The 12,128-nt window shown below is 37.0% G+C and carries 12 protein-coding genes; 7 read left to right on the top strand and 5 right to left on the bottom strand.

Annotated features, from left to right (window positions below; all coding sequences use genetic code 11):
- Positions 1-125: 125 nt before the first annotated feature.
- From DDF69_RS19845 to DDF69_RS19830, 4 genes are all read left to right on the top strand, one after another.
- Entirely contained in the window at positions 126-731 is a 606-nt protein-coding gene (locus DDF69_RS19845; protein WP_114822297.1) for a TetR/AcrR family transcriptional regulator, read from the top strand.
- 10 nt (positions 732-741) lie between these two features.
- Positions 742-2,010 carry an acetyl-CoA C-acetyltransferase gene (locus DDF69_RS19840; protein WP_114822296.1) on the top strand — a complete coding sequence of 423 codons (1,269 nt, stop codon included), beginning with the start codon at positions 742-744 and terminating at the stop codon, positions 2,008-2,010.
- A 197-nt stretch (positions 2,011-2,207) separates the two neighbouring features.
- Entirely contained in the window at positions 2,208-3,449 is a 1,242-nt protein-coding gene (fabF, locus tag DDF69_RS19835; protein ID WP_114822295.1) for a beta-ketoacyl-ACP synthase II, read from the top strand.
- A gap of 144 nt (positions 3,450-3,593) precedes the next feature.
- Positions 3,594-4,718: a TlpA family protein disulfide reductase gene (locus DDF69_RS19830; protein ID WP_114822294.1), complete on the top strand. Its 1,125-nt coding sequence runs from the start codon at positions 3,594-3,596 to the stop codon at positions 4,716-4,718.
- Positions 4,719-4,801: 83 nt separating this feature from the next.
- Here DDF69_RS19830 and DDF69_RS19825 read toward each other — a convergent pair whose 3' ends face one another.
- Genes DDF69_RS19825 through DDF69_RS19815 form a run of 3 tightly spaced genes read right to left on the bottom strand, consistent with a single transcriptional unit; the run spans position 4,802 to position 7,062 of the window.
- A complete protein-coding gene (locus DDF69_RS19825) occupies positions 4,802-5,281 on the bottom strand; it encodes a hypothetical protein (RefSeq protein ID WP_228412054.1) in 480 nt (159 codons plus the stop codon).
- Between the two features lie 21 nt (positions 5,282-5,302).
- Positions 5,303-5,722 (bottom strand): Dabb family protein, encoded by a 420-nt coding sequence (locus DDF69_RS19820; protein ID WP_114822293.1) that lies wholly within the window; start codon positions 5,720-5,722, stop codon positions 5,303-5,305.
- Between the two features lie 11 nt (positions 5,723-5,733).
- A complete protein-coding gene (locus DDF69_RS19815; protein WP_114822292.1) occupies positions 5,734-7,062 on the bottom strand; it encodes a porin in 1,329 nt (442 codons plus the stop codon).
- Between the two features lie 238 nt (positions 7,063-7,300).
- Between DDF69_RS19815 and DDF69_RS19810 the strand changes: the two genes are divergently transcribed.
- Both DDF69_RS19810 and DDF69_RS19805 read left to right on the top strand, forming a co-directional pair.
- On the top strand, positions 7,301-7,987 hold the full coding sequence (locus DDF69_RS19810; RefSeq protein ID WP_114822291.1) for a response regulator transcription factor: 687 nt from the start codon (positions 7,301-7,303) through the stop codon (positions 7,985-7,987).
- Entirely contained in the window at positions 7,984-9,357 is a 1,374-nt protein-coding gene (locus tag DDF69_RS19805) for a sensor histidine kinase (protein ID WP_114822290.1), read from the top strand. The genes DDF69_RS19810 and DDF69_RS19805 overlap by 4 nt, the downstream gene beginning before the upstream one ends.
- 29 nt (positions 9,358-9,386) lie before the next feature.
- Here the strand turns inward: DDF69_RS19805 and DDF69_RS19800 are convergent, their stop codons facing one another.
- Positions 9,387-10,142, bottom strand: coding sequence for a murein L,D-transpeptidase catalytic domain family protein (locus DDF69_RS19800; protein WP_114822289.1), 756 nt, complete (start codon positions 10,140-10,142; stop codon positions 9,387-9,389).
- A 127-nt stretch (positions 10,143-10,269) separates the two neighbouring features.
- Positions 10,270-10,716, bottom strand: coding sequence for a peptide-methionine (R)-S-oxide reductase MsrB (gene msrB, locus DDF69_RS19795; protein ID WP_228412056.1), 447 nt, complete (start codon positions 10,714-10,716; stop codon positions 10,270-10,272).
- A gap of 142 nt (positions 10,717-10,858) precedes the next feature.
- Between msrB and DDF69_RS19790 the strand changes: the two genes are divergently transcribed.
- On the top strand, positions 10,859-12,103 hold the full coding sequence (locus tag DDF69_RS19790; RefSeq protein WP_114822288.1) for a DUF445 domain-containing protein: 1,245 nt from the start codon (positions 10,859-10,861) through the stop codon (positions 12,101-12,103).
- Positions 12,104-12,128: the final 25 nt, after the last annotated feature.

Genomic DNA, 12,128 nt, shown 5'->3' with positions numbered 1-12,128 from the left:
TTTAAAAATAATTCCATTGGCTTTAGCCAAAACTTAAAACCCTAATATCTGAAAAAGTTAATCTTTCAAATAAATATACCGAATGGTATATTTTTGTATATTTGCATCATATTTAAACATTTATAATGTCTAAGGCAGAAAAAACGAAACAGCATATTATCGAGAAAACAGCAACCCTTTTTAATACCAAGGGTTATATCTCCACATCGCTGTCCGACATTACCCTGGCAACTGGTCTTACAAAAGGCAGCATCTATGGAAATTTTGAAAACAAAGATGAAGTAGCAATTGAAGTTTACAAATACAATTCCGGATTATTGAGCAAGACACTTAGCCGTTCTTTTGGTGATGAGTATCCAACTTCAGTGGATAAGCTTCATGCTTTTGTAGATTTTTACCGAAAAAACTGGAAGTTTGTTTTTGCAAACGGCGGCTGTCCATTGATGAATGCTGCAACAGAAGCTGATGACTCTTTTCCGGCTTTAAAAACTCAGGTTAAAAGATCTTTTGAACAATGGATGACCAAAATATCAAATGCCATTGCAGAAGGACAAAGTAAAGGGGAAATTGATAAAAAAGTCAATGCCGGGCAATATGCTTCCCTATTCATCATGCTTATTGAAGGCGGAATTCTGCTCTCAAAAACAATGGGTGACCAAAGTTTTCTAAACCACGCTTTAGATAAAGTCAGTGATATGATTGATCATGAACTCAATATTCTTCCATCATAAATAATACCATATGGAAACAAAAAAAGTGGCTATTGTAGGATACAACAGAATTCCTTTTGCCAGAATGAATACTGCTTATTCAGAGCAGGGTAATCAGGATCTTCTTCTTGCTTCTCTCAACGGATTAATAGATCGTTATCATTTGAAAGGAAAACGACTCGGAGAAGTTGCGGGTGGCGCAGTGATTAAACACATTTCGGAAAGCAACCTCATCAGAGAAACGGTGATGAATACCACTCTTGACCCTGCAACACCTGCTTGTGATCTTCAACAGGCATGTGATACAGGAATTGAAGCCGCTATTTATATCGGAAATAAAATTGCCCTGGGCCAGATAGATTGCGGCATTGCCTGCGGTGTGGAAGCGATGAGCAACATTCCATTTGAATCTTCGCCAAGATTAAGAAAAGCACTTCTACAAGCGAATAAAGAAAAATCAGCGTTTGGAAAAATAAAACAACTGCTAAGCCCGAAACTGAAAGACTGGATGCCGATTCCATATAAAGGACAGGAACCTAAAACCGGTCTGGTTATGGGTGAACATACAGAAATTACCGCCAAATATTACAAGATTTCCAGAGAAGAACAGGATGAACTAGCCTTAAAAAGCCACCAGAATATGGCAAAAGCTTATGATGAAGGATTTTTTGATGATATGATTACTCCGGCCTTTGGTCTAGATAAAGATAATAACCTGAGACATGATAGTAGTATTGAGAAGCTTTCACAACTGAAACCCGCTTTTGATAAACAGAACGGAACTTTAACGGCAGGAAATTCAACACCATTTACGGATGGTGCTTCCTCAGTTTTGCTGGCCAGTGAAGAATGGGCAAAAGCCAATAACCTTCCTGTTTTAGCCTATATCAGTTTTTCTGAACTCGCGGGAATAGAATATGTGGAAAATAAACAGGATTTACTTCTTGCTCCTGTTTTTGCAGCAGAGAGAATGCTTAAAAAAGCAGGCATGAGTTTGTCAGACTTTGATTATTATGAAATTCACGAAGCATTTGCCGCACAAGTTTTAGCGACTATAAAAATCTGGGAAAATGAGGAGCTTGCGCAAAAATTCGGATTGGAAAAAGCTCTCGGAAAAATAGACAGAAGTAAACTGAATGTAAAAGGAGGAAGCCTTGCCGCCGCCCATCCTTTTGCAGCAACAGGTGGAAGAATTATCGCAACCCTGGCAAAACTTCTCCATGAAAAAGGAAGTGGAAAAGGGTTTATATCCATCTGTGCAGCACGTGGACAAGGAGTAACCATGATTTTAGAAAGATAATAGTTTAAAATACATTCAAAAGAACAGATTCTTTTATTATGCACTAAATAATATGATGGAATATTCGTCTGCAGAGAAAGAAAATTGATAATATTGCAGTGGAAAAATTAGCTGATAAAAGAAGTAATTAAAATGAAACATGGGTAAACAAGGTTTATCTCATGAAAGTCTAATCTATTTAAAAATAGTAACTACATATGAAGAGAGTTGTCATTACAGGATTAGGTGCTGTGACACCTTTAGGGAATAATGTTGAAGATTTTTGGCAAAACAGTATTAAAGGAGTTAGCGGAGCTGGACTCATTACCCATTTCGATACGGAAAAATTTAAAGTTCATTTTGCCTGTGAGGTAAAAGACTTTGATCCTAAAGTATATCTGAATCATAATGAAATCAAGAGAAGTGATTTGTTTACACAATATGCCATGTATGCCTCATCAGAAGCCATTCAGGATTCCGGACTGGAACTTGAAAAAATGGATCCTTTTGATACAGGAGTGATCTGGGGAACAGGACAGGGAGGAATGTGGACTTTTGAAAAAGAAGTAATGGATTTCGCTGCCGGAGACGGAACGCCCCGTTTCAATCCGTTCTTTGTACCGAAGTTTATTGCCAATATGGCTTCGGGAATGATTTCCATGAAATATGGGCTTCAGGGAATCAATTATACAACGGTTTCTGCGTGTGCTACAGGAAATACAGCATTGATGGATGCCTTCAACTATATCCGCCTTGGAAAAGCCAAAGTAATCATCAGCGGTGGTTCCGAAGCAGCTATTACTCCGGCATCCATTGGAGGATTCTCTATTATGAAAGCCATGTCTACAAGAAATGATGACTTTGCTAGCGCGAGCCGTCCTTATGATGCAGACAGAGATGGTTTTGTAATGGGTGAAGGTGCAGGAGCTCTGGTACTTGAAGAATATGAACACGCTGTTGCCAGAGGAGCAAAAATCTATGCAGAATTGGCCGGAGCCGCCATGACGGCAGATGCTTATCATATGACAGCACCCCATCCGGAAGGAGCAGGAGCCATCAAAGCAATGCAACTGGCCGTGAAAGAAGCAGGAGCGAATATGGAAGATATTGATTATATTAACCCTCATGCTACTTCAACACCATTAGGAGATATGATTGAATTAACAGCCATTAATAAAGCATTTAAAGGAAGTAAAAACCTTGATATCAGTGCCACTAAATCCATGACCGGGCACTTATTGGGGGCTGCCGGAGCGGTGGAAGCCATTCTTTCAATCAAGGCTATTCAGAATGGAATTATTCCTCCAACAATCAATCTTCACAGTATTGATGAGAATATTCCTCAGGATATCAATATTGTTTTCGGAGAAGCAAAAGAAAAAAACATCAATTTTGCGTTGAGTAATGCCTTTGGATTCGGAGGACACAATGCAACTGTTGTTTTCAAGAAATTTTCTTAATCTTTAAAACAGATTCTTCCTTAACCAAGAGGAGAAATACCGGAAGATCTTTAATAAAAATATTGACAGTCCCTGTGTTTTTAAAGCACAGGGATTTTTTATGTATGAAAGTTTTTGTAAGTTAGTTCCCCTACAACATATTTTATGAAGAAACTTTTCTATGCACTATTGATGCTCATTTCAAATTGTATTTATTCTCAGAATAATTTTGAAATTGACCTCCGTTCAGATTCATACATTAATGACAGCCTTATGCTGGGAGCTCCTTCGACGAGAAAAGGATTTGGAGACCTTTATACTTTTAAAATACAGACGAACAACAATATTTCTGATTTTGGAAAAAAGCTCAGGATGGCTCATTCCATTTATTATTTTAAAATTCAAAAGGAAAATATTGTCCATGGTTTTATAGAATACCCTCAACCAGTAGCTTTTGGTTATATGGGAAAGAACGGTAAAGCGGGTTATAGTACAAAAGTATTTTTCTTAGAAGGAGGAAAATATAAAATTGATTTACCCAAAGACTTTAATAATGTAGAACTTAATATAGACTCCCCTACCAACAGAGAATATAAGATTTTACAAAAATCATTGGAACCGTTTTATATAAAATCAAAAAATCCCTATCAAAGTGATAGCTTGATCAATATAGACAAAAAACAGGAATTTTTAGGAGAATACATCAGGAAAAATCCCAATTCGTATGTTGCATTATGGGAAATTGTGAATGATTATACTCTTAACGATTACCATCCTGCTTATTTGAAAAACTTAAATTTATTTTCCGCAAAATTTAAACAAAACGTATTATACAAAGGTGTTGAAGCCCGTTTAAACGCAGAACAATCTACATCCATTGGACAAAAAATACCTGACATTTATTTTGAAAAGGGGAATAAACTGACTTCGGAAGATTTTAAGAAATATAAATTAACCTTTATTGATTATTGGTCAACGACTTGCGCCCCTTGCATAAAAGGTATGCCTGAAATTGTGAATCTGTATCATGAATATAAAGGTCAAAATGTAAACTTCATTACAATTACAGACGAGCAAAAACCCAATAGAATGGAGGTTGCCAGGAATATTTTAAAGAAAAATAATGCGGATTGGATGAACTTTTTTGATGTAAACAAAGACTTCCAAAAAAAAGTGAATGCTACAAGCTATCCTCTTCATTTCATCATCGATGAAAACGGAAAAATAATTGCACGAATCAGCAATAGCATTGAGGAAGCCAGAGCTGTTATTAAAGAATTTCTACAATAATTCTTCAAAAGAAAAAAGCAGTCAAAACTGACTGCTTCAAACATAACGAATTATATACCCCTTATAAAGAGATTGACTTGTAACTATTGAGCATCCGGGATAAAAAAATCATCGGCATTTTCAGCAATCGGAATATAGAGTCTCTCCCATTCTTTGCTTTTCACCATATCCCAGCTGTGACCAGTTCCTTTAAGGTCTTCTGCAAGAAGAACCACTCCCGGTTTAATCATAAAAGTAGAACCATCTGTTACTTTAAATCTTATATTGCCCTTGATGGTAATCACATATTGTCTTCTGGGAGCCGGATGTGCATTTTTTTCCCATTCCTCCGTTTTATTGCTCATCCAGAATGTTGTGGTATTCATATGTTTAAGAGTGGGGATTTTCCCTTTCTCAAAAGTACATGATCCGTCAGGATTGTTGATTAGTCTTATAGCAGGAATAAACTCAGTGGAGGTCTCCGAAGTGACACTTACATTTTTATGGTTTTTGTGTTGTGCATTCATAAATCCTACAGTACTTACTACTAAAACAAGGCTTAAGCCCTTAATGATATTTTTCATTATAAATTTAATTTTTTATTTTTAATTATAAACAGTATCATAAACCAGCATTCTTTCAAAGAATGGTTTATATTTCTGAACCAAAGCAAGATGCTCAGGAAGTTTTCCATATGCTTCAAGTTCTTCCAGGCTATCGAACTCCATACAAGCATTATAAGTAAATGTGCTGTCTAAAACACTTCTCGGGCTGGAAGCTGCCGGTTTTCCGTAACGGAGATTCTTCTGATAAGGAAGCTTTTTAAGGCCTTCAAAAAAATTTTCAAATTCTTTTACCTCAGGCCCGGAAAGGTCTTTTCTAAGCCAGAACAACAAATAATGGAAGTACACTTTTTTCTTTTTTTTAGGATTAAACATGGGTAAAGCAGACGCAAACATATTTCCTGAGATCAGCAGCAAAGCAGAAGCCTGGACTGAGCGGAATAAAAATTTTCTTCTTTCCATTGTTATTTATTTTAATTAAAATCTATTCTGTATTTAAGGACAAACTGCCATTTCCGGTCTGAAACTACGGCATTGTTTGAAGGGTCATTGATATAAACAGGTCTGTTCTGAGCGTCAAAGGTTAAACGGGAAGACATTCCGTTCATCAGCAGAGATATTCCTGCATCATAGATCACAGCATTATCATGAAGTCCTTTCAGATCTGACAGCTGCACTCCTACAGCAGGCTGAAGCTGCAGGTTTTTCTTTTCTTTATCCAGATAAGGCAGGGTTCCTCCCAGTTGTACATAATAGGTATTCCCGGTTCCGATAACAGGCATTGCATTTCCTGCTCCATTCAGACTTGCTTGTGTAGCATCTACAGAAGTAGCAGGATTATTCGTTCCTACATACCGGATATAATTAGGCCCATAGTCGTTATGCATTGCCATTCCATATGCACTTATTGACGTTCCTTTTTCTTTATTCAGTGGTGCATCATAAAATAAATCTACTGCAAAGCTTTTCATATCATCATTCACTACATTTTTACAGGCATCCAGATGCCATAATGCATTGTGAATGTAATCAAATCCTGCACCGAGGCTCAATACATTCTTTTTTCCTATATAGGTTCCGGAATTAAAAGGTGTAGAAATATTCTCTTTATCTAAAAAAGCATATCTGAAATATCCTGAAAAGTCTTTTCCGGGGGAGTTTTTACTAAAGGAAGCTACATTCAGTTTCGGATCAGAAGTTGCCATGGTATAAGGATCAGCCACTACCAGACGGTAATCAAATCTTCCGAGCTGTCCTTTAATATAGGCACTCAATTCCCTTACGGTATAATCTGTTGTTCCCGCATTGGAGGTTGCGTAAGCCGGCAGGTCGTATAACAGCGTATTCAAAGGTCCTGTAGTAAATCTTGAGAGTCCGCGCCATGTAGAACGTCCTGCACCAAAAGCAATTTTATCATTAAAAGCATATTCAGCGTAGGCATCCAGAAGGTCAAAATAATTACTTCCTTTTGCATTGACATTCACGTTGGTAGTTCCTCCCTGCAATACAAACATCAGCTTTTCTGTAGGCTTATAAGTCATTTTTACACGAACTCTTCGAAGTGAAAGGTCAGACAGATCCGATTTTGCTTCGTTATTGACAAGGCTTCCAGGGTTAAGCTGGGTATATCTGGCCCACAATTCTGCATATCCGCTAAAGGAAATATATCTTGAGTGATCTTCATTGAAATAATGAGTCAATCCGGGATTATTAAAATCATTTTTTTTCTGGGCTTCTAATTTCTCCATAAGTCCTAATAAGGAAAACAACGCAATTGCTGTTTTGAAAGAGGTAGTCTTCATATTTTTCTATTCTTATCTTTTGTTGATTTCAACGGGACAAAATTAGATTGCTAAAAGGCCGACAGGTATTAGAAATCTATTAGAAACCTTATAGAAAACTATTAAAAGGGGGAATGTTTTCTGATAAAAGAAAAATATAAAATACCTTTGTACAGTGCTTTGGGAATAAATGAAAGTCAGGCTTTTAAAATCAAAAAAACGTTTGAAAAACCAACACCCCTATTCATCGTATTTCTTTATGAAAATTTTAATTGTAGAAGATAATTCACGCGTTTCAAGCCTTTTGAAAAGGGGGCTGGAGAGCCAGCAATATCAGGTTTATATTTCGGAAGATGCAGAAGATGCGATTGTCCTGCTGAATAAAATAACATTTGATCTGGCCATTATGGATATTATGCTCCCGAAAATGAGTGGTATTGATCTGTCCAAACTGATCAAACAGCAATATCCTGACCTTCCCATCATCATGCTTACCGCTCTTGGAACGATTGATGAAAAAATTGAAGGATTTGACGCCGGAGCAGATGACTATATGGTGAAACCTTTTGAGATCCGGGAGCTCTATGTGAGAATCAAAGCTATTCTGCAGAGGAGATCAAATAAAAATAAAGAAGCTTATCTGACCGAACTCGAATATCATGACCTGAAGATCGATAAGAAATTCAACAGAGTTTTCAGAAACGGAGCGGAAATAGAACTTACTCCCAAAGAATTTAAACTCCTGGTATTTCTGGTAAGCAATGCCGAAAGAATTCTTACCCGTGAAGAAATTGCCGAAAATGTATGGGGGAATCATTTCGACACCGGAACCAACTATATTGATGTCTATATTGCTTATTTACGGAAAAAGATTGATAAAAATTTTGATCATAAACTGATTCACACCAAACCCGGAGTAGGATTTATTTTTGCTTCACAATTATGAAAATAGCAACCCGAACAGCACTCATTTATTCCATCCTTACGGCAGGCATCTTATTTTTGTTTGCTTACGTTCTTTATTTTGTTTCTGAAAAAAACAGAGAAGATGAATTCAATGACCGGCTGGGATACAAAGTGATCTGGCGTTCAGAATTTATATTTGATGCCAGAATCAGTGATGAAAAAATCCGTGAACTCCACCAGCGTAACCAAAAACTTCTGAATGAAGCAGACATCAGCGTTTATAACAGCAAAAAAGAGCTTACCTTCACAGATCTTCCTCCTCTCAAAAGCAATGAAAAATATCTGGATAAAATGATCAGATCCGATAAAAACAGAATATTCTGGCAGCGGGGTGATCGTCAGTATATTGCCATTCAACTCTCCTCCAACGGAGAAAAATATTATATCATCGGAAGCGCAGTTGATGTTACGGGAAAAGCCCATATTTCTGAGTTTAAAAAAGATATTATCATCATCTACATCAGCTCCATTGTTATCATTTTTATTATAGGATTTCTTTTTTCCTATTATACGCTTAAGCCTTTAAAGGATATCATTCTCCAGATCCGTGATATTTCAGAGCACAACCTTAATAAACGGCTGGATATTCCCAAGGCAAAAGATGAGATTTATGAACTCACGGAAACTTTTAATTCTACCTTCAACAGGCTTGAAAAATCCTTCAACAATCATAAGCAATTCGTGACCACTATTTCTCATGAATTCCGGACTCCTCTTTCTACCTTAATTGCAGAACTTGAGCTTGCCAAGGAACTTAACGTTACCTTGGATGACTATAAGCTTTCTATTGACAATGCTCTGCAGGATGCCAATGACGCTTCGGAGTTGTCATCTGCCTTGTTAGATTTTGCCAGAGCCAGCTATGATGTATCACAGATCAGTTTTACCAATCTACGTCTGGATGAGATTTTAGCAGAAGCCAAGCTTGCATTGCTGCAGAAAAATGCCGGCTTCAAAATCGGGATCAATTATATGAGCAATGCCTCAGATGATGATGAAAACAATTATGATTTTTATGGTAATCCTTACCTGCTGCAGGTTGCTTTTTCGAACTTAATAGAGAATGCCTGTAAATATTCGGCAGACAAAAGCTGTCATATTGAGATAGAAACTAAAACAGAACATATAAAAATCCGTTTTGTTGATCATGGCATCGGTATTTCAGAGAAAGATCTTTCAAGAATTTTTGATCTTTTTTACCGCGGTTCCAATAAAAGTTTCGAAAAAGGAAACGGAATAGGTCTTTCCATTGTAAAAAGAATTGTAGAAATACACGAAGGAAAATTGACCATAGATTCTGAAGTGTCAAAAGGAAGTGTATTTATTGTAGAATTCCCCTCCAAAAATTAAAAAGCAGTCAAAAAATGACTGCTTTAATTTTATGCTTTCAACCATTCTGAGGAAGAAAGATAATTCTGATCGGGATAATAAATGAACAGACAGTTCTTCCCTTTAATCGTATTGATTATAGACTGCGTCAGTTCTCTTGGGACGGCAGGGCATCCCCAGCTTCTTCCAATTCTTTTGTGCATCGCAGCAAATGCATCACTTACATAATCCGCACCATGCATTACAATTGCTCTTCTGTATGCAGCATCATTAAAGCCCTTATCCATTCCCAATAATTTCAGAGAGTATCCGTTATCACCCTGATAGGTTGCATCCGTGATATAAAATCCAAGGCTGCTCTGCAGCGAACTTTCCTTGTTAGAAAAATTCGTCGCAAATTCTTCGCCTGTATTTTTTCCGTGTGCTACTAATGAGTTGAACAGAACTTTTTTGTCTTCAAGGTCAATGATCCAAAGTCTTTTGGTGTTAGAAGACATAGAAAAATCGCAGATAGTCAATAAATGCGAGTCTTGGGTAAGCAATCCTGCTTTTTTTAAATTTTCATAACCAGTTAATGCTTTTGAGAACACTTCATAGTTCAGTTCATGTTCCGGGTCAAAGGCAATAGATTGGTACAGTGCTTCTGATGCAGACACAGCTGTTGTGCTTTTCTCAGATTTCGTTTCAGCTACTTTTTCAGTTTTCTTTGTTGTTACATTCTCACTTTTCGCCGCTACTTTTGGGGAAATGTAGAATGAAGTCGTAACCATGTACACAAGGCCTAATACACTATAAATTCCTTTCATTCAATACTATATAAATCCAAATTAGTGGGGCAAAATTATAAAAACATAATTACCAAAGGGTTATAACTCTAAAAAGTTTAACGCTATTTAAGAAACTTTAACGTCCTGATTTTGTGAATTAAAGCATTTATTTTTGAGAATCCGGAACAAATTCTAGGCTTACAGAATTCATACAATATCTCAATCCTGTGGGCTTTGGGCCGTCATCAAAAACGTGTCCCAGATGGGAATCGCATCTTTTGCAAAGTACTTCTACTCTATCCATTCCATACGACTGATCTCTTACATAGTACACGCCTTCTTTATCTGCTTCAAAGAAACTTGGCCATCCACAGCTGCTGGAAAATTTTGAGGTGGAACGGAACAGATGATTTCCACACACGGCACAGTAATACTCACCTACCTCATCAAATTCATTATATTTTCCTGTAAAAGCTCTTTCTGTAGCTGCTTCTCTGGCAATGGCGTAGAGGTCCGGAGCAAGGAATTTTTTCCATTCTTCATTGGAAACATTGAGTTTGGTAGTATCTGTTCTGGAATAGTATGGATTGTTTTTTGCTTCTGTATTTTCCATAGGAAGGGTTTTAATAGGTTCGTATTTCTGCGTACATGCCTGCAGAATAATTAATAAGGCTACTGAAATTAAAAATTTCATCGTAAATTTTAATTCTTTAACCACGAATGGTTTCATAACCAAATTTAGTAAATTTGAGAATATGAATGACGAAGCAAAAAGAAAACAACTCAGAAAATATAAAGCATTTGCCACCGGATTATTTGTCCTGATGGCAGTTATTTTCATTGTTACCACTATTTTACAGAAGTCTAATCACTCTCATTGGATTGGCTATGTACGGGCTTTTGCCGAAGCGGCAATGGTAGGTGCGCTTGCGGACTGGTTTGCGGTAACGGCATTGTTCCGTCATCCTCTGGGGCTTCCTATTCCCCATACCAACCTGATTGAGAACAGTAAACAGAGACTGGGAGATAACCTTGGAAATTTTGTAGTGGGTAACTTCCTTTCTCCTCAGAATATACGTCCTTACATCCAAAAGCTTAAAGTTTCCAATTTTGTCGGAGAATGGCTGGGGAAGGAAAAAAGCCAGGAGATTTTGATTAAAAATCTTTCCGATATTGTTCTTGATATTCTTAATAAACTTGATGATTCTACGGTAAGCCAGTTTATCAGCAAAAAGGTTTCTGAAATGACGGATGATATCAAGCTTAATAAAGTGGTGGGAAACGGAATTGGTTACATATTGGAAAAAAATGACCATCAGAGAATTATCACCAATCTTTCAAAACAGATCAAAGAATACATCATTGAAAACGATGAAATGATTCAGGAACGGGTAAAAAAAGGCAGTTATTCATTCATTCCATCTTTTGTAGATACTAAAATTGCAGATAAAATTGCTGACGGACTTTCTGATTTTTTCAAGGAAATAGAAGAAGATCCCCAACATGAAGTAAGAACATTAATTACCCAGAAAATTCATGAATTCTCTGTTGACCTGAAAGAAGATCCAAAGTGGGATGAAGAGTTTAAAACCATTAAAAACGGGCTTCTGAAAAATGACAAACTGGATGAGTATTCCAATGACATCTGGGTTTCCATCAAAAAAACGCTGATGAAGGAACTTCAGGAGGAAAATTCAGCGTTGAAAAACTATCTTACTAAAAATCTGAATGAGTTTGCCCAGAATTTAAAAACCGATGAAAACCTTCAGAATAAAATTGATCATTGGGTTCGGGTGACGGCTTATAAATATATTCTTAAAAACACTCATCAATTCGGAAACCTCATCAGTACTACCGTTGGAAACTGGCAGGGAAAAGAACTCAGTGAAAAGCTGGAACTGGAAGTAGGAAAAGACCTGCAGTTTATCCGGGTGAACGGAACGCTGGTCGGCGGGCTGGTAGGTCTGATCATCTACACCATCGCACACTTCTTCATTTAAAAAAACTAAAATCCACGATAACTCA

Source organism: Chryseobacterium sp. KLBC 52, assembly GCF_003347605.1.
In the GTDB taxonomy this organism is placed as follows: domain Bacteria; phylum Bacteroidota; class Bacteroidia; order Flavobacteriales; family Weeksellaceae; genus Chryseobacterium.
Note: the sequence above shows the minus strand (reverse complement) of the source record. Positions and strands in the feature narration are given on the sequence as shown.

Bases quoted from the DNA above. Each gene is read 5' to 3' on its own strand.
- DDF69_RS19830 (WP_114822294.1), top strand. From the start codon at position 3,594: ATGAAGAAACTTTTCTATGCACTATTGATGCTCATTTCAAATTGTATT.
- DDF69_RS19810 (WP_114822291.1), top strand. From the start codon at position 7,301: ATGAAAATTTTAATTGTAGAAGATAATTCACGCGTTTCAAGCCTTTTG.
- msrB (WP_228412056.1), bottom strand. From the start codon at position 10,716: ATGGAAAATACAGAAGCAAAAAACAATCCATACTATTCCAGAACAGAT.
- DDF69_RS19825 (WP_228412054.1), bottom strand. From the start codon at position 5,281: ATGAAAAATATCATTAAGGGCTTAAGCCTTGTTTTAGTAGTAAGTACT.
- DDF69_RS19845 (WP_114822297.1), top strand. From the start codon at position 126: ATGTCTAAGGCAGAAAAAACGAAACAGCATATTATCGAGAAAACAGCA.
- DDF69_RS19800 (WP_114822289.1), bottom strand. From the start codon at position 10,142: ATGAAAGGAATTTATAGTGTATTAGGCCTTGTGTACATGGTTACGACT.
- DDF69_RS19790 (WP_114822288.1), top strand. From the start codon at position 10,859: ATGAATGACGAAGCAAAAAGAAAACAACTCAGAAAATATAAAGCATTT.
- DDF69_RS19815 (WP_114822292.1), bottom strand. From the start codon at position 7,062: ATGAAGACTACCTCTTTCAAAACAGCAATTGCGTTGTTTTCCTTATTA.
- DDF69_RS19820 (WP_114822293.1), bottom strand. From the start codon at position 5,722: ATGGAAAGAAGAAAATTTTTATTCCGCTCAGTCCAGGCTTCTGCTTTG.
- fabF (WP_114822295.1), top strand. From the start codon at position 2,208: ATGAAGAGAGTTGTCATTACAGGATTAGGTGCTGTGACACCTTTAGGG.
- DDF69_RS19840 (WP_114822296.1), top strand. From the start codon at position 742: ATGGAAACAAAAAAAGTGGCTATTGTAGGATACAACAGAATTCCTTTT.
- DDF69_RS19805 (WP_114822290.1), top strand. From the start codon at position 7,984: ATGAAAATAGCAACCCGAACAGCACTCATTTATTCCATCCTTACGGCA.